The sequence below is a fragment of the Amycolatopsis sp. GM8 genome, assembly GCF_021653975.1.
Taxonomy (GTDB): Bacteria; Actinomycetota; Actinomycetes; order Mycobacteriales; family Pseudonocardiaceae; genus Amycolatopsis_E.
Window position 1 is genome coordinate 145,833 of sequence record NZ_JAJKFK010000005.1, and the last position, 17,357, is coordinate 163,189.

At 67.7% G+C, this 17,357-nt stretch carries 17 protein-coding genes; 6 read left to right on the forward strand and 11 right to left on the reverse strand.

Annotated features, from left to right (window positions below; genetic code table 11):
* Positions 1–74 precede the first annotated feature (74 nt).
* From LOZ83_RS24125 to LOZ83_RS24140, 4 genes are read right to left on the reverse strand one after another with little or no spacing between them, the layout of a single operon-like run.
* Positions 75–983 (reverse strand): enoyl-CoA hydratase, encoded by a 909-nt coding sequence (locus tag LOZ83_RS24125; protein ID WP_236793772.1) that lies wholly within the window; start codon positions 981–983, stop codon positions 75–77.
* A gap of 32 nt (positions 984–1,015) precedes the next feature.
* Positions 1,016–2,302 (reverse strand): acyl-CoA dehydrogenase family protein, encoded by a 1,287-nt coding sequence (locus LOZ83_RS24130; protein ID WP_236793774.1) that lies wholly within the window; start codon positions 2,300–2,302, stop codon positions 1,016–1,018.
* Positions 2,299–3,144: a CoA-transferase gene (locus LOZ83_RS24135; RefSeq protein WP_236793776.1), complete on the reverse strand. Its 846-nt coding sequence runs from the start codon at positions 3,142–3,144 to the stop codon at positions 2,299–2,301. The genes LOZ83_RS24130 and LOZ83_RS24135 overlap by 4 nt, the downstream gene beginning before the upstream one ends.
* A complete protein-coding gene (locus LOZ83_RS24140) occupies positions 3,141–3,950 on the reverse strand; it encodes a CoA transferase subunit A (RefSeq protein WP_236793778.1) in 810 nt (269 codons plus the stop codon). The genes LOZ83_RS24135 and LOZ83_RS24140 overlap by 4 nt, the downstream gene beginning before the upstream one ends.
* A 213-nt stretch (positions 3,951–4,163) precedes the next feature.
* On the opposite strand from LOZ83_RS24140, the gene LOZ83_RS24145 reads away from it, so the two are divergent.
* Both LOZ83_RS24145 and LOZ83_RS24150 read left to right on the forward strand, forming a co-directional pair.
* Positions 4,164–5,450 carry a cytochrome P450 gene (locus LOZ83_RS24145; protein ID WP_236793780.1) on the forward strand — a complete coding sequence of 429 codons (1,287 nt, stop codon included), beginning with the start codon at positions 4,164–4,166 and terminating at the stop codon, positions 5,448–5,450.
* Positions 5,447–6,283 (forward strand): SDR family NAD(P)-dependent oxidoreductase, encoded by an 837-nt coding sequence (locus LOZ83_RS24150; protein WP_236793782.1) that lies wholly within the window; start codon positions 5,447–5,449, stop codon positions 6,281–6,283. The genes LOZ83_RS24145 and LOZ83_RS24150 overlap by 4 nt, the downstream gene beginning before the upstream one ends.
* 15 nt (positions 6,284–6,298) lie before the next feature.
* On the opposite strand, the gene LOZ83_RS24155 is transcribed toward LOZ83_RS24150, so the two are convergent.
* The 7 genes from LOZ83_RS24155 to LOZ83_RS24185 form a co-directional block, all read right to left on the reverse strand.
* On the reverse strand, positions 6,299–7,006 hold the full coding sequence (locus LOZ83_RS24155) for a TetR/AcrR family transcriptional regulator (protein ID WP_236793784.1): 708 nt from the start codon (positions 7,004–7,006) through the stop codon (positions 6,299–6,301).
* A gap of 106 nt (positions 7,007–7,112) precedes the next feature.
* Positions 7,113–7,790: a response regulator transcription factor gene (locus tag LOZ83_RS24160; RefSeq protein WP_236793786.1), complete on the reverse strand. Its 678-nt coding sequence runs from the start codon at positions 7,788–7,790 to the stop codon at positions 7,113–7,115.
* Positions 7,787–9,076: a histidine kinase gene (locus LOZ83_RS24165; RefSeq protein ID WP_236793788.1), complete on the reverse strand. Its 1,290-nt coding sequence runs from the start codon at positions 9,074–9,076 to the stop codon at positions 7,787–7,789. The genes LOZ83_RS24160 and LOZ83_RS24165 overlap by 4 nt, the downstream gene beginning before the upstream one ends.
* Before the next feature lie 58 nt (positions 9,077–9,134).
* Positions 9,135–9,983, reverse strand: a complete 849-nt coding sequence (locus tag LOZ83_RS24170; protein WP_236793790.1) for an ABC transporter permease — start codon at positions 9,981–9,983, stop codon at positions 9,135–9,137.
* On the reverse strand, positions 9,980–10,909 hold the full coding sequence (locus LOZ83_RS24175) for an ABC transporter ATP-binding protein (RefSeq protein ID WP_236793792.1): 930 nt from the start codon (positions 10,907–10,909) through the stop codon (positions 9,980–9,982). The genes LOZ83_RS24170 and LOZ83_RS24175 overlap by 4 nt, the downstream gene beginning before the upstream one ends.
* 133 nt (positions 10,910–11,042) lie before the next feature.
* A complete protein-coding gene (locus LOZ83_RS24180) occupies positions 11,043–11,504 on the reverse strand; it encodes a phage tail protein (RefSeq protein ID WP_236793794.1) in 462 nt (153 codons plus the stop codon).
* Between the two features lie 74 nt (positions 11,505–11,578).
* A complete protein-coding gene (locus tag LOZ83_RS24185; protein ID WP_236793796.1) occupies positions 11,579–12,496 on the reverse strand; it encodes a LysR family transcriptional regulator in 918 nt (305 codons plus the stop codon).
* A gap of 112 nt (positions 12,497–12,608) precedes the next feature.
* Between LOZ83_RS24185 and LOZ83_RS24190 the strand changes: the two genes are divergently transcribed.
* From LOZ83_RS24190 to LOZ83_RS24205, 4 genes are all read left to right on the forward strand, one after another.
* Complete coding sequence (locus LOZ83_RS24190) at positions 12,609–13,421, forward strand: inositol monophosphatase family protein (RefSeq protein WP_236793798.1); 813 nt, start codon at positions 12,609–12,611, stop codon at positions 13,419–13,421.
* Complete coding sequence (locus LOZ83_RS24195) at positions 13,418–14,086, forward strand: NADPH-dependent F420 reductase (RefSeq protein ID WP_374202714.1); 669 nt, start codon at positions 13,418–13,420, stop codon at positions 14,084–14,086. Before LOZ83_RS24190 ends, LOZ83_RS24195 begins: the two co-directional genes overlap by 4 nt.
* A 1,735-nt stretch (positions 14,087–15,821) precedes the next feature.
* Complete coding sequence (locus LOZ83_RS24200) at positions 15,822–16,445, forward strand: hypothetical protein (protein ID WP_236793802.1); 624 nt, start codon at positions 15,822–15,824, stop codon at positions 16,443–16,445.
* A gap of 420 nt (positions 16,446–16,865) precedes the next feature.
* Positions 16,866–17,348 (forward strand): hypothetical protein, encoded by a 483-nt coding sequence (locus tag LOZ83_RS24205; RefSeq protein WP_236793804.1) that lies wholly within the window; start codon positions 16,866–16,868, stop codon positions 17,346–17,348.
* Positions 17,349–17,357 lie beyond the last annotated feature (9 nt).

Below are 17,357 nucleotides of genomic sequence, written 5' to 3' on the forward strand. Positions count from 1 at the left end.
TACTTGTGGCTGGCTTGCGTCACGTTCCCCTGAGGTCCGGCCGGGAGCGACTCGGCCTGATTCCACCTCTGGTGTCATGATTCCGCCTTTCCGTTGGAGTGCGAGGCGCGGGCAGTGCGCCGTTTCACCCGCATTTCGTCGTCGGGTTCGGTGGCAGGGAACGACTCCTGCAGTGCGGGCGGGATGCCCGCCGGGTCCAGGCAGATCCCGTACCGCTCGAGATTGTGGGTGTGCGCGAGCTGGTGCATCGCGAAGGCCGACCGGATGGCCGTCGGCTGGCCCTGCGCGTCAACGGCCTGGTTGACGGCTTCCTTGGTCAGCCGCAGCCCGAACATCGGCTTCGCCGCGATCCTGCGTGCCATCGCGAGCGTGAATCCGGTCAGCTCGCCGCGGGGCACGACATGGTTGACCATCCCGAAACCGCGTGCCTCCTCGGCGGTCCAGGAATCCGCGGTGAAAAGCAGTTCCTTCGCCTTACGGGGACCGAGTTCCCACGGATGCGCAAACCACTCGACGCCGCAGATACCCATCGACACCACCGGGTCGGCGAAGCTCGCGTCGTCCGCGGCGATGATCAGGTCGCACACCCAGGCGAGCATCAGCCCGCCGCCGAGGCACTTGCCCTGCACGGCGGCGATCGTCGGCTTCGGCAGGTCGCGCCAGCGCTGGCACATCCCCAGGTAGATCTCCTCCTCCCGGGCGACCCAGCCTTCCGCCCCGGGCTCACCGAACCCGCCCCACGTGCCGACCTGGCCGAACTCCTCGTGCCAGACCACGTCCCGCAGGTCGTGCCCGGCCGAGAAATGGGGGCCGTCGCCGGCCAGCACGATCACCTTCACCGCGTCGTCGCGTGCGGCACGGTCGAAGGCGTCGTTGAGCTCGTAGGTCATCCGGACGTCCTGCGCGTTGCGTTTGTCCGGGCGGCTCAAGGTGATCACGCAGATCCCCGGTTCGGGGATCTCGTAGCGAATGGATGACGTCATCGGCAACCTTTCGTGCTGATCGGCCTGATCGATCAGCGGAATTCGAGATCGAGCAGATCGGCGAACTGCTCGCGGGCGGCGCGCCGCCGGGTGGGCAGGTGTTCGGTGGGTATCCCGTCCGCGGGCGGTGTGAACCCGCGCAGGATCAGCCGCGCGGCGCTCTGGCGGTGCACCTCGTCAGGCCCGTCGTAGATCCGGGCCGCCCGGGCACGGCGGTACATCGCTTCCAGCGGCAGGTCGGCCGAGAAACCGAGCGAGCCGTGGGCCTGCACCGCCCGGTCGATGACGTCGTGCAGGACCTTCGCGCCGTAGAACTTGATCAGCGCGATGTCTTCGCGTGCCGCCTTCGACCCGACCGTGTCGATGCGCCAGGCCGCGTGCAGGGTCAGCAGGCGTGCGGCGGCGATTTCGGCGGCCGAGTCGGCGATCCAGTTCTGCACGGTCTGCTTCTCCGCGAGTGTGGAACCGTGCGAGTAGCGGTAGGTGGCGCGCTCACAGAGCATGTCCAGCGCCCGCTTTGCCTGTCCGATCCAGCGCATGCAGTGGTGCACGCGGGCGGGACCGAGGCGTTCCTGCATCATCGCGAAGCCCCGGCCCGGCTCGCCCAGCACGGCGCCGGCGGGCAGCGCGACCTCGGTGAACGTGATCTCGCAGTGGTTCTCGATCTGCGCCGGGCGTGGCTCCGGGTCCTCCATCGACGGGATGTCCCGGCGGATGTCCACCCCGGGGGTGTCCCGGTCGACGATCACCACCGTCGCCCGTTCCCGTGGTGGCGCGTCCGGATCGGACACCGCCAGCACGAGCAGGAAGTCGGCGAGCGACGCGTTCGTCGCGAACCACTTGTGTCCATTGAGGACCCAGCCGTCGCCGCGGCGCTCCAGCCGGCTGCTGAGCAGGGTCGGGTCGGCGCCCGCACCGGGTTCGGTCATCGCGACCGAGGAACGGACCGTGCCTTCCAGCAGCGGGGCGAAATACCGCACGCGCTGCGCGGGAGTGGCGTGGGCCGCGAGCAGTTCGAGATTGCCGGAATCCGGCGGCGCCGTGCCGAACAGCGTGGGCCCGACGCGGGACCGTCCGACGATCTCGTTCATCAGGGCCAGCCGCAGCTGGCCGCGGCCCGTCCCGCCGTGCTCGGGGCCGAGATGGGCGGCCCACAAGCCGCGCGCCTTGACCTCGTCGATCAACGGTGCGGCGGCTCGGTCGAACTCGGGGACGGGGAGGTCGAGAGCCTCCAGCGGGACGGCCTTGGTGTCGATGAACTCCCGGATCCAGGCCAGCTCGGCCTCCGTCTCGCGGTCGGTGCTGAAGTCCCAGCTCATCGCGCACCTCCGGCCGGTGTGGTCCACAGCGACCGTTCCCGCTCGGCCAGTTCGGCGATCAGCCCGGGCGGTGGTTTCGGGCTGTCGAGCCTGCGCACGCCGAGCGGGTCGAGGCGCTCGCGGATCCAGTACAGCTCTTCTTCCGACGGCGGCGGCGTGACGGGAATGGTGCCCTGCGGCGGAAGCAGTTCGAAACCGGTCGCCTTGGCGACGTCGTCGAAGCTCACTCCCGGGTGCAGTGAGCGCACCCGCATCCCGGCGCCGTCGCGGTCGAAATCGAAGACGCCCAAGTCCGTCACCAGCATTCGCGGCACCCCCATGGTGAGACCGAGCCGGTCGCGGTCGGGCCCGAAGCCGAGACCACAGCGGAAGTCGACCTGTTCGACCAGCGCGCGCGGGTTGTGTTTGCGCACGTGGAAGGTCATCTCGGACAGCCGGACCATGTCGTCGGGAATGCCGCGCGAACCGATCATCGCGACCTTCGGATGCTGCCAGTCGCCGAGCACGGAGATGTTGCAGGACCCCGTGCGGTCGACCTGCACCGGTCCCATGCAGATCGCGTACTTGCCCGCGGAGATCAGGTCGAACGCCTCGATCCAGTCCGACCCGCGCACCGCGCCGGTCGACGAGATCCACTCGTCGTTGAGTCCTTTCGCGGTGGGCGCGCAGTCGTATCCGGCCATGCTGCCACCGGCCATCAGCACGATTTCGGGCGCATACAAGGCTTTCGCGAGCCGCGCGGCGATATCGGCCGACACCGTGGCGGCGGCGGCGATGACCTCGCCGCGGTAGATCTGCGCCAGCACGCTGATCACTTGCTCTTCGACGGTGAACCCGGTCATCGCGTCACTCCCTGGGCGAGGGCGCCGGCATGATCGCGCAGCCACTCGCGGTCACGGCAGTGGCTGACGTAGTCGGCGGCGGCGGCGTAATCCAGTGGCCAGTCCGGAAAAGACGCGGTGAAGCCACAGCCGCGGGGAACCTCGGCGACACCGCTGACCCACAGGCGGGAAATGGTCGTCTCGTGTTCGCTGACGGATCCGCCGATCCGGTCGACGATTCGGTCGGCGGTGACGAACACCGTGGACGCGGCGCGGGCCAGTTGCGGGTCGAGAAAGCCGTCACCGGTGATCCGGACGTTGCCTTCGCGGTCGGCTTCGTTGGCGTGCAGGAAAAGCACGTCCGGCCGGATCGCCGGGACGGCGGTCAGTTCTTCGCCGGTGAGCGGGCAGTTGAAGCGCCGGAACGGGGTTCCCGGCACGTCCATCAGGTCCGCGCCGGGACCGCTCACCGTCGGCATGAACGGAACCCGCCGGGTCGCGGCTTCCACACCGGCGATGAACATCGCCTCGGTCCATTCGACGACGGGCAGCCCCTCGGATTCCCGGGCCCGGCGGAAGTTCGGCGACAAGCCGAGGGCGTCGAGACCGATGTAGGCGAACTGCAACTGCTCGACGACACCCGCGCCCAGCATCAGATCCACATCGGGGCCGCCGAGGAAGACCGCCAGCCGTACCGGCGTCTCCCGCAGCGCGAGCGCGGCGACGGCCGCCATCGGCTTGCGCACCATCCCCCCGCCGCCGAAGGAGACCAGCGAGCGCGGCTCGACGGCCGATGCCATCTCGCCGAGCGGGACAACCTTGTCCATCAAGCCTCCGACTCGTGAGTCGTTTAATCAACTTATGAGTCGGGACTCTACGTAGCACGCGTTCCGGCGTCAAGAAAAGGTCGAGTACCGGGCCCTGAACCCGACAATCCGTCGCGCTCAACCAAATAGACCTCCAGATAAACGAGGTAATTGGGTATACTCATCCAGCGGTCTACGGCATCGGTAACAGCTCGACGAAGAGAGGTTTCGATCATGGCGTTGGCACAGGACAGCGACCTCGCGTCGGTGGACGGCGAGCTGGTCACGTTCTTCCGTGACCCATCGCTGTTTCCCGACCCGTACCCGATGTTCCGGCGGTTGCGCGACCTCGCGCCGGTGCACTGGAGCGGGTACAACGCCTGGGTCCTGACCGGCTACCCGGAGACGGAACAGTTCCTGGTCCACCCGGCGGTGCGCCGGGAACCGGCGGCGAACCAGCAGTACCGCTATCTCGCCCAGCCCGACATCGACCCCGCCGACACCGTCGAAGCGATCGACATGTTCCTGTCGTCGATCCTCAATCTCGATCCGCCGAGGCACACCCGGATCCGGCGGCTGGTGTCGCACGCGTTCACGCCGCGGACGATCGCGACCTGGGAGCCGCGCGTCGAAGCGATCGTGGACGACCTGGTCGCACAGGCCGCCGAAAAGAGCGAGTTCGATCTGATGACCGAACTCGCCTACCCGCTGCCGAAGCGGGTCATCTGTGACCTGCTGGGGGTGCCGTTCGAGGACATGGCGCGGGCGACCGGCACCCCCGGCAGCCTCAGCCACTCCAAGGTGATGACCACCCGTGGCAGCGGCGCCAGCCCGGCCCCGGACGAGGATCTGCGCGCGAAGACACAGCAGAGCATGCTCGGCCAGGTCGAGTACTTCCGGGAGCTGATCGAGGAACGCCGCAAGAACCTGGGGACGGACCTGCTGTCGGTGCTGATCCAGGCGGAGGAGGCGGGCGACCGGCTCTCCATGGAGGAACTGCTCGGCACCGTGGTGCTCCTGATCGGCGCCGGGTTCGAGACGACGGCGAACCTGATCGGCAACGGCACCCTGGCCCTGCTGCGGGACCGGGAGCAGTTCGAACTGCTTCGCGACGATCCGGACCTGATGCCGCAGGCTCTGGAGGAGATCCTCCGGCACGAAACCCCGAACCGCGGGCAGTCCCGCACCGTCGACGAGACGATCGAACTGGGCGGCAAGACGATCGCGGCGGGCGAGCAGGTGATGCTGATGCTCAACGCGGCCAACCGCGACCCGCGGGTGTTCGACGACCCGGACCGTTTCGACATCCGGCGCAAGGGCCCCCGGCACATCACGTTCGGCGCGGGCATCCACTTCTGTATCGGTTCGTCGCTCGCCCGGCTGGAGGCGCGGCTGATGTTCGGAAAAGTGCTGGAGCGGCTCGGTGATCTCCAGCTCGCGACCGACGAGATCCGGTGGCGGCCGGCCTACGCACGCGGCGTCGTGGAGCTTCCGGTTTCGGTGGGAAAGGTGCTGGCATGAAGATCGACGGAATCGCGGCGGTGACCGGAGCCGGGCAGGGAATCGGGCTCGCACTGACGGTTGAGTTCGCCCGGCGCGGGATCGACGTGCTGGCAACGGTGCTCGAAGAGCCGATGGAGCAGACGGTGCGCGAGCACACGGCGGGCCTGCCCGGCTCCGTCGAAACCGTGGTGCTGGACGTGACGAAACCGGGCGACTTCGCCTTCCCGGACGAGCTGCGCGTCGTGGTGAACAACGCCGGGATCCGGCTCGCCTACCTCCCGGTCGAGATGGCCCCGGAGGAGCACTGGCGAGCCACCTTCGACGTCAACTTCTTCGGGCTGGTCGAGATCACCCGGCGCGCCATCCCGGTGCTGCGCAAGGCCGGTACCGGGGTCATCTGCAACATCAGCTCGGGTTCGCTGTTCCGGCCGATGCCGTTCCTGGGCGCCTACCGCGCCTCGAAGGCGGCGGTCAGCAACCTGTGCGAGTCGCTGCGCGTGGAGCTGGCGCCGTTCGGGATCCGGGTTGTCGACATCATGCCGGGCGCGACGGTCAGCGGCATCAACGAGGACTCGGTGCTCGGCCGGGTCGCCGACGCGGTGCGCTTCCCCGAGTACGCACCGATGGCGCACCGGCAGCGCGAGCTGAACAGCGAGATCCCGCCGGCGACGCCCGCCTCGGAGGTGGCCGCCACCATCGTCGACGCGATCCTCGACGACGACGGCCCGATGCGCTACGGCACCGACGCGACCTCCAACGCGATGCTCGAAATCCTCCGCACCACGTCCGAGGAACAGCTCGCCCAAGAGGTGCTGCAACGCTTCAATGTCACCGGCCCGGCGGCCCGCTGACCCCAGGTGTGCCGGTCAGGCCAAGCCGTCCTCGGCAGGCAGATGCTGTTCCACATATTCGAGGTCGGCACGAATGGCCGCGAGCGCGGCCCGCGGCCCGGCCGGGGAGGAGGCCGGATCGGTCCGCGCCACCGAGCGCAGCGCCATCACGGCCAGCTGGTCGGCGACCGCCTTCCCGTCCGCGCCGGGGGCGCCGGGGTTGAACCACCACGCGACCCAGTTGCAGGAGCCGAGGATGGAGAACGCCGCGACGCGCCCGTCTGTGGGCCAGAATTCGCCGGCTTTGATACCGCCGTCGATGATCGCGCTCAGATGCGCGAGGATCTCCCGCCGCGCGGCCTGATGCCGGCGGCGGACGGCCTCGGGCAGGATGTGCTCACTGCGGACGAGGAGCCGGAACCGGGACGGGTGCGCGCAGATGCGCAACGTCACCGCGTGCACCGCCCCGGACAGCCGCTCCGACCAGCGCAGGTCGCTGACCTCCATCTCGGCCAGTTCGCCGGCCAGTGTCTCGGTCAGGCCCGACACGAGCATGCCGAGCAGATCGTCCTTGCTCTTGATGTAGTGGTAGAGCGAGGGCCGCGTGATCCCGATGGCCTCCGCGATGTCCTGCAGCGTGGTGCCCTCGAAACCCCGCTCGGCGAAGAGCGCCGCGGCCTGGTCCAGCAGCTCGTTCTCCACCAGCTGGCGGCGCGAGGCGCTACCCGTCACGACGAACCTCACCCTCTCGACTCTGCAGTCGGATACCCGACTGGTCGCCCACCACGTTAGCCGTGACCGGACGAGTGCCGGCCGGTGGTGCGACGCAAACCACTGGCTGCAGCGCGAGTTAGGGCGCGCCGGGGTCGTTGGGGCGGGTCAGGCCCAGGTCGTAGGCGACGATCACGGCCTGGATCCGGTCGCGGGCGCCGATCTTGGCCAGCACCCTGCCGACGTGGGTCTTGACGGTGGATTCCGACAGCACCAGGCGTTCGGCGATCTCGGCGTTGTTCCAGCCCTGTCCGATGGCGACGAGGATTTCCCGTTCCCGCTCGGTCAGCGCCTGCCAGCGCGGATCTCCTTGCTGCGGCTCATGTCCCGAGGGCAGGTGGTGGGCGTAGGTGTCGAGCAGCCGACGGGTGACGGCGGGCGCGATGACGGCGTCGCCGCCCGCCACCGCACGGATCCCGGCCAGCAGTTCCTCGGGGCGGGCGTCTTTCAGGAGGAAACCGCTGGCTCCCGCGCGCAACGCCGCGTAGGCGTATTCGTCCAGGTCGAACGTGGTCAGCACGAGGACCCGGGACCGGCCTCCGGTGGCGACGATGTGCCGGGTCGCCTCGATCCCGTCCATCCCGGGCATCCGGATGTCCATCAGGACGACGTCGGGCCGTAGTTCGGCGGCGCGGCGCACGGCTTCGGCGCCGTGCGCGGCTTCGCCGACCACCTCGGTGTCCGGCGCCGCGTCCAGCAGCATGCGGAAACCGAAGCGCTGCAAGGACTGGTCGTCCACGATCAGGATGGTGGTCATGCGGGGCCGCCTGGTGCGCCGGGGTTCGAGGTGACGTCGAGGACAGCCTGCACCGCCCACCCGCCGTCCGGTGCGGCACCCGCGACGACGGTGCCGCCGTAGAGCGCGGCCCGCTCCCGCATGCCGGCGAGTCCGTGCCCTGGCTCCGGAGGCGGGCCCGGTCGCTTGGCTCCCTCAGGCGGTCCGGAGTCGGTGACGCGGACCAACAGGCGCGCGCCGACCAGGCTGACCGTGACCAGGACTCGGGTGCGGGGCCCGGCGTACTTGAGGGAGTTGGTGAGCGCCTCCTGGACGATCCGGTACGCCATCAGCTGCATGCCGCGATCGAGCGAGTCCAGGTCGCCGCCGGAGTGGTACAGCACATCCGGTCCGGCGGCCCGGATCCGCGCACACAGGGCCTCGAGATCGGCGATGCCGGGCTGGGGATTGAGCTCGGGGGTGTCGGACTGTTCGCGCACGACACCGAGCAGCCGCCGCAGTTCACCGAGGGCCTGGCGACCGGCATCCCCGACGAGCCGCAGCGCTTCGGCGCCCCGTTCAGGGCTGGTCTCGGCCGCGTAGGCGCCGCCATCGGCCAGCGTGATGATGACCGACAGGTTGTGGCCGATGATGTCGTGCATCTCCCGGGCCACCCGGGTGCGTTCGGTGGCGGCGGCCAGCTTGCTGCGCTGGTCGCGTTCGATCTCCAGGCTCGCCGCCCGCTCCCGCAGGGCGGTGAGCTGCGCGCGGCGGACCCGCATCGCGAACCCGAGCGCGACCGCCGCGGTCGCGACGCTGAGCAGGAAGAACAGCACCTCCCACACCGAGATCATCACCGCGACCCGGATGGCCACCGGGATCAGGACGCCCACCATCACCGCGCAGGCCCAGGGCAGCAGCCGGAGGCGCCCGTGCAGAGCCACGCTGTACAGCGCGATGAGCAGGCTGACGTCGGCGCGCAGGAACGCCCCCAGCGACCACTGCACCACGAACACCGCCGCGATCACGGCGAACGCCGTGAAAGGCACCCGGCGGCGCCAGAACAGGGGTAGCAGCAAGGCGATCTGCAACGCCAGTTTGGCGCCGAGGGGCAGGTGGGTGAAGGTGACCAGCGCGTGCTCCGGGCCGCGCGGGCCGTCATTGTCGCCCAGCAGGTCCGGCAGGCAGAACAGCAGGAACACCACCACGATCACGGCGGTGTCGAGCACCCACAGGTGGTTCCGGTCCAGCTGCCGGAGGCGCTGGCCGGTCCGGGTCAGCCACGCCATCATGGCGTGTCCCGGCATCGGGTTGCTCACGGAGGTCACCTGGCCATCGTGGACGAGAATGTCGGCGCGGTGCGGGGCACCGCGCCGACGGTAGGGGTCAGGCGTCGGTCCGGGCCAGCCGGTAGGCGGCCCCGGCCAGTACCAGCACCGTCCAGCCGAGGAAGACGAACAACCCGGCTGTGGGCGACAGGCTGGTCGCGTCGTGGGTCAGCGCGTACATCGACTGCCCGGCGTTGCTCGGCAGATAGGGGCTGATGTTGTCCTGCCAGCTCGTGGGCAGCAGCGAGATCAGGCCGGGGACCAGCATCAACGCGCCGACCAGCGTCGCGATACCGCCGGCCACCGACCGCAGCAGCGCGCCCAGTGCGACGCCGATGACGCCGACCAGACCGAGGTAGAGACCGGCCCCGAACAGGCTGCGCACCACGCCGGGATCCGACAGCGTCATGCCGGCGTGCGTGCCGGACAGGATGCCGCTGGCGATCAAGAACGTGACGAACACACTCGCGGTGGCGACCACCAGTGCGATCACGCCGAACACCACCGCTTTGGCCCACAACACCGGCAGGCGGCGCGGCACCGCGGCCAGGGTGGAGCGGATCATGCCGGTGGAGTACTCGCCCGCGGTGACCAGCACACCGAGCACGCCCAGCGCCAGCTGCGCGGCCATGGTGCCGAACAGCGAGAGGCTGACCGCCGTCGACTGGGCGAAGTCGCCGCCCATGCGCTCGCCGGAGTCGAGCCGGGACTTGAACTGGACCGCGGCGATCACCCCGAAGCCCACCAGGAACAGCACGCTGAGCCCGAGGGTGATCCAGGTGGAGCGCAGTGACCACAGCTTGGCCCATTCCGAGCGCAGGACCCGCAGTGCGGTGACCTTGTACACCGGACGGGTGCCCTGCGCGGGAGCCGGAGCGGGGGCGGGGGTCGAGATCGTGGTGGTCATGCCGCCCTCCCGAGCGCCTCGGTGGTGCCGTGGTACTCCACGGCGTCGCGGGTCAGGTCCATGAAGGCCTCTTCCAGGGAGACGGTCTTCTCGGTGAGTTCGAACAACGCGATGCCGTGCTCGGCGGCCTTGATCCCGATCGCGCGTGCGGACAGCCCGGCCACCTGCAGCTGCTCGGAGCCGGGGTGGCCGGTGATCTCGACGCCCGGTCCGGCCAGCACGTCGCGCAATCTGCCCGGGTCCGCGGTCGCCACCTTGACCAGGTCACCACCGGCCTCGCGGACCAGGTTCTGCACGGTGGTGTCGGCGAGCAGGCGGCCCCGTCCGACGACGATGAGATGCTCGGCCACCAGCGCCATCTCGCTCATCAGGTGCGAGGACACGAACACCGTGCGCCCGTCCGCGGCGAGGCTGGTCAGCAGGTTACGGATCCAGAGGACACCTTCCGGGTCCAGCCCGTTCACCGGCTCGTCGAGCATCACCGTGGCCGGGTCCCCCAGCAGCGCCGCGGCGATGCCGAGCCGCTGCCCCATGCCGAGTGAGAACTTGCCGGCGCGCTTCTTCGCCACCGACGTCAACCCGGTCAGCTCGATCACCTCGTCCACCCGCCGGCGCGGGATGCCGTGGGTGTAGGCCTGCGCGCGCAGATGGTCGTACGCGGACCGGCCGGGGTGGATGGACTTCGCCTCGAGCAGCGCCCCGACCTCCTGCAACGGCGCGCTGTGCTGCGCGTAGCGGCGGCCGTTGACCGTCACCGTGCCGCTGGTCGGCGCGTCCAGTCCGATGATCATCCGCATCGTGGTGGACTTGCCCGCACCGTTGGGCCCCAGGAAGCCGGTGACCGTTCCGGGCTCGACCGTGAAGTCCAGCCCGTCCACGGCTGTTTTCTCGCCGTAGCGCTTCGTCAGCTGGCGTACCTCGATCATGAATCACCCCTGTGCCTGCGCGGGCCGGCTTGCCCGGCCCGTCTCCCGCAACGCTATGAGCGGCGCCGGCGCGATCCGTGGTACCTGGGGCGGAACTCCGCGGAACCAGTGGTACCGCGGTACGACATCGAGGTCAGTACTCGTTCTTGATGACGAAGTAGGAGCCGCGGATGGTGCCTGCCAGCTTCGACTTCTGGCGGGCGAACTTGAAGGAGCCCAGTTCCGCGGGGATTTCCATCCCGTCGGAGAGTTTGAACCCGACCGCCCGTTTCCCGTTGTCGTCGACGGTGTACATCACGTTGATCGACAGGCCGTTCTCGTAGAAGACGTAGGCCATCCGGATGTTCTCGACCTGGAACGCGGTCGCTTCGAGCGGCTGGGAGGAGATCACGATGCCACGCTCTTCCTGGAGGATCCGGCTCACCCAGTCGATCGTGGACGTGGCGTCGCCGGCGGGCTCGACGGTGAAGACGTGGCTGTATTTGTTCTTGAAGTACCGGGCCTCGTTCGCCCGCAGCCCGGCAAGCGCATCCGCGACCGGCGACGATTCCAGGCCCACCGTCGATACGGTGTCGAAGTCCACGGCATAGGGCATGGCTGGTTCCTCCGAGTGTCTGTCCGGTCGGTGGAGTCGGCGATCTCTCCCACCGAAGGTTCGAACTCGAGACGCTACCGTTTCTCCAACTCGACTGGTGACATCGTTCGCACGGTCGTGCGGACGATGTCACGCAGCCAGGTGTGTGCCCGGTCGGTGTCGTAACGCCGATGCCAGGCCAGGACGAGTGGGACGGGTGACAGTTCGAGCGGTAGTGGGCGGGTCTCGAGGCCTGTCTCGCCGATCATCGGGTGGCTCATGTGTTCCGGCACGGCGACCAGGGCGTCAGTCTGCCGGGCGAAGCGCAGCGCGGCAGTGAGGGTAGGTACCGCGGCGATGACCCGGCGGCTGGTGCCGCGCTCGTGGAGCACGTCGTCGATGGGGTCGCGCAGCCGGCCGCGGCGGGACACGGTGAGGTGGTCGGCCTCGGTATAGCGCTTCAGCGTGAGCGTGCCCTGGGCCAGCGGATGTTCCGGCCGGATGGCGACGACGAGCCGGTCATGCGCGGCCGTTTCGGCGTGGACGTCCGCGAGATCGGGCTCGTCCGCGCCGAGTTCGAGATCGACCTGCCCGTGGCGCAGGTCGTTGTCGTCGGCGTCTGCCTCAGCCAGCAACCGGAGCCGTACGCCGGGCGCCTGCGCCTGGACGGCGGCGAGCACTGCGGGGCCGACGGTCGTCATGACAGCGTCGTGCCATCTCAGGGTGAAGGTCCGTTCGAGCGTGGTCAGGTCCAGGTCGTGGGCGGGGGTCAGGACAGCGTGCGCCTGCTGCACCAGCGCATGGACCTTTCCGCGGATCGCCAGCGCGTGCGGTGTGGGAGTCATCGTCCGGCCGGTGCGGACCAGGATCTGGTCTCCGGTGACCCGCCGGATGCGGCCCAGCGCGCGGCTCATCGCCGGCGGCGTCAGGTGCAGGCGATCGGCGGCACCGGCAACGCTGCCTTCCTCCAGCAAGGCGTCCAACGCGGTCAGCAGGTTCAGATCCAATTGCATGCAAGTCATCTTACTCGTTACAAACATGCATTTGACGTTATGTATTGGCGTTCTTAGCGTGGAAACCGCGGCGGAAACACCGCTCGCCATCTCCACAGAAAAGGAGCCGATCATGCCCACATCTCCGGAATCGGCCGAGGACGAAGCCCTGCTGCCCGCGGTCATCGCGGCGGTCAAGACCACCGGCGAGCACCTGCGTCACCGCTTCAGCCCGCACGCGCCGTTGGACAGCCGCGAGGACGTCGTCGCCGCGATTCACGCCAACGACGCCGCCGCACTGGCGATCCTGCGCGAGCCCCTTCAGCGCGCCCGGCCCGGTGCGGGCTGGGCCGAGGACGAACTGGAAAGCGGCGCGCTCCCGGCCGGCGAATGGTGGGTCACCGACCCTGTCGAGGGGAACATCAACCACATCCACGGCATGACCGACTGGGCGGTGACCGCGACCCTCGTGCGCGACAACCGGCCCGTGCTGACCGCAGTGCATCTTCCCCTCACCGGCGACACCTACACCGCGGTCCGGGGCGGCGGCGCCCACCTCAATGGCGTTCGGCTGCGTCCCTCGGCGAAAACCCGGCTCGACGGCGCACTGGTCGGGACCGGTCAGGCGAAACCGGGTGAGACCTCCCAGACCTTCGACCTGATCGGCCGGTCGGTCACCGCGATGCTCAACGCCGCACTCGTCACCCGCGTGTCGGTTCCGGCGACGCTGCAACTCATCCACGTCGCGGCCGGTCGCATGGACGTCTTCTGGCAGTACAGCCAGGTGCGCTCGGGCTTGGTGGCCGGTGCGCTGCTCGTCGCCGAGGCAGGCGGGCGGGTCACCGACACCCACGGCAAGCCCTGGAGCCTCACGAGTGAGGATTTCCTCGCCGCCGCACCAGGTGTGCACCCGGCCGCCGTCGACGTCCTGTCCGCGATCCACTGAACACACCACGCACGGATACGGAGAAACCCTTGCACACCATCGGAATCCTCGGCTCCGGCCGGGTCGGTGCCACGCTTGCCGGCAAGCTGGCCGGCGCCGGGCACCACGTCACCGTCGGGACCCGGACGGCGACCCGCCCCGACGACTGGACCGGGCCGGACCTGGCGTTCGCCGACCACCGCGGCACGGCACGCGACGCCGAAATCGTCATCAATGCCACCCCGGGCGACAGCGCGCTGGAACGGCTCGCCGCACTGCGCGAAGACCTGGCCGGCAGCATCCTCGTCGACGTCTCGAACGCGACCCGGCACGGTGCCGACGGCATGCCCGGCGCCCTGCGCTACCCCGGCAGCAGCCTCGCCGAACACCTGCAGGACGCACTGCCCACCACTCGGGTCGTCAAGACACTGAACACCATGCTGTACAGCGTCATGGCCGATCCCTGCAGCCTGTCCGTTCCACCCACGGCCTTCCTGTCGGGTGACGACCCCGACGCCAAGGTCGTGGTCAGCGACCTGCTCGGTGACCTCGGCTGGCCACCGGAGTGGATCATGGACCTGGGCGGCATCAACACCGCCCGCGGCACGGAAGCACTGGTGTTGTTGGTGCCACACGTCCTGCGCAGCCGGGGCTTCGCTCCGTTCGCCCTCACCCTGGCCTCCTGAGGGGTTGACTGGCCGCGGCACGAAAGGATTCCGTGTCCGATCACCCGCATCCGGATGATCGAGCGCGCCAAGCATGATCGGCTGCGGCTGCGGCACATACAGTGGTTTCTTCCAGCAGCCAGTAGTTGTTGTTCGCGTTCCCGGGCCTCGTGATAGCCAGGCAGTACGCCAGCCAGATCCTTGGGCGGGCCGGCGATCGCGCTGCGTCGTTCAAGTCTCGTCTCGGTGGCCTCCGCGGTCAGGACCGCGAAGGCATCGAAGTCGGAGAAGCCCACGGTTTCGACAGTTGTATCGAAGCTGCTTCGACGGACGTGGTTGACTGTGCCCGAAAGCCAGAACCGGACATGCAGACCGTGACGCATCGCACCAGGTCGCTGCTCGCGCTGTGGCAACTTTGCGGAAGCGATCCGTCCCAAGCGATGCCCTGGCGATGGTCAATGTGCTGCTCGGCATGATCGCGAACCGCAGTGATGCGGCAACGCGGCGTCGGGATGGATCCGCCTGCCTCTTGCCGAATCCGCACCGGAACTGGGTCAACTCTTGTCGGCAGGACAACTGCCAGCGGAACTCAGCGACGCGCTTCGAATGGCGACACGAAGTCTGGTCGCAGGAATTCGCATGGACCAGCTCATTACCGACCAATCCAGCCGAGAACAGTCTGGCCTGAAGCACATCAAAAACGGAACGTCCCTCCTCACACTCTGGTCACAGCAGGAGGGGTAAATACTCACAATCCTCGAACTACGCGAAGAACCCACTCGACCAGCTGTCCCGCGGCCGCCCGGAGGTCGGCGTCGGTTCCAGCGGCAAGCACCGGCCGTTCCCGGGGCTTGGGATGCGACCGGACCGCTACCTGCCCGGTTCGCCGCGCGGTCCGGCTGGCCAAGAAACTGTGGACGCGGGACCTGGTCGACCACGACGGCGAGTTCTGGCAACTGGCCGGTCAGAGCATCACCCCGCCCCCGTTCCAGAACAGCACGCGCCGCTGTGGCTCGGCGGCAGCGGCCCGACCGCCCTGCGCCCGGCCGCCGGACTCGCACCGGGCCTTCGGCGCGGGCTCCACCCGACCAGCGCCTTCGCCGACCAGGGTCGGCAGCTTTGGTCACTCGACCCCGCACGCGGCGTCGAGACCGCCAAGCGCGTCTACATCTCGATCGACGCCGACCCGGTCCGCGTCCAGGGACCGTGTCAACGTCGAGCTGACCAGCCTCTACGGCAGGCTGTCGCCGCGCCGTTCGCGACGTGATCGACGCCGTCGCCGAATTGATCCTCTTCACCCCCTCCACGAACGGCTCCACCACGCGGAACTGCTCACCCGCGAGATAATCCCCGCCCTGACCTGACTGGTCGCCAACCCCTCATTCCCAGTCGTAGACCCGCGCCTTGGCTGCGCGCTCGGTCTCGACTTCGATTTGGCCGAGCAGCTGGGTGACGTCTGAAGGCGGTCTTAGCCCCACGGTGGGTTCGGCGCGGCCGGCCGGCTTGATCCGCGTGCCGTCTCGCCCGTGTCGCCGAACGCCGGCAAACATGCGCCTTGCGGATCACCGAATTGGAGTAAGCGTTAGCAAAGTGATTTTTCCTTACCCAGTAACAGATCAGCGCCTCTGCGCGACCTTCCCGGGAAGACGGATCGGAGTACAGGGATGAGTTGCGCGGACGACCGGAGAATTTCCGGCTGCAAACCAGTGGGTCCCAACCAGGACCGTCACCGCTCGAGTGCGCCAGATAGGACGTCATGCCGGATCCCCATCGCAACCTGTTCGAAGGATTCACCGCACTCCTGCAATCGACGGCATGTCCGTACGCGCGGCTAGCGACTACTCGCTTCGTGCCGGTCCCATACTCGCCGAAGTCTCCAGATTTCTTGATTATGTTTCGGAAACGTCAGCCATGGCTCGCCGATCCCGGGACAGACGCCCTCATAGTGGCCATCCACTTTTCGGAGTTGGGAAAAACGATCGACGACCATGCCCGGCTTTTCCGGCGGTTGCTCAACCTGGTGTCCGACCACGAGATAGCCGGGAACATACTGACACCGGGTTGGCAGCTCCAGATACATCGGACCAGAGTTTTCGCCACACTGTTCAGCCCATTATATCCAGCCAGAAACCCACGATCGATACAAAAAGGAACCTACGGCTACGTCATGCTTCAACCGGAGCACAGCTTCCACAAATTGCTTCCTCGCAACCGACTTGAGGAACATCAGCGGGTGCACATCAAACACACGATCAGGGAGGCATTCGACCGGTCAGGCAAGCCCTACGATGCCCTGGACAGGCAACCCCCTACAGAAGCACAAAAATATGTCAAACCGCTGCATCTGGGTGATCCAATGATCGAGTGGTGGAAATACTGACTAGTCCGGCAGCACATTCGTTGAACGCACGGTACCGCGAGACGGTGCGGACGAACACCCATTCCCGACGGGCGGAAAATCATCAACCAGAAACGCGGACAGCACCGAGACCCGCTGCGCAGCCTTCGAGCGGATGCTTGAATGCTCCAGTCGAGTTGTTTGCCTCTACACGGTCGACTACACTCAATTCGAACGAAGTGACCTGATTCACGGATGGAGCCCAGGGGTGGCCAAAGAACCTTCCGAGCCCAATTCGGAAGAAACGAAATCGGTCGAAAACCTCCCAAGCGAGGAAGATGCCACGAAGGGCGGCTCACAGAACGAATGGGAAGCTCTTCCGATGGTTCCAGTCTGGCGCCAAAACACGAGACGAAGATTCTCGTCGCCACCCGAATCCCAGAGCTCCGATGGGGAGTCTTGATGCCGAGCCAGGCGGACGACTGGATTCCATTTTTGGTACACCTCACGGAAAGAGAGGATCGGCGAAAAGCGACCCTCGAGAGCCGTGCGACCGGACTCGCGACCGTATCCGCCGCTGTTATTGCGATCCTGACAGCCGCGACGGCAATCGGCGTCAGAACACATATCAGTGTCCCCAGAAGCGCGACGATCGCCGTCGTGATCGCCCTCCTCCTGTTCTTGACATCCATCCTGTCCTCAATCGTGGCGAATCTTCCTCTTCGGCTTCGGCAGACCGATCCCTCCGCTCTGCTGGCCGAAGTGCAGCGCACTAGTCTGCACAACGCGCCTGATATATGGAAACGAATCGCTTCGACGCATATAGCCGACTACGTCAGTCTCAGTGCGGCCAACAGAGTCAAAGCGGCCGCGTTGTGGTTCGGGCTCGGGGCTCAAATGATGGGCTGCGGCACCCTTTCGGTCTTCATCTTGCAAACTCTGTGAAAGGCGACC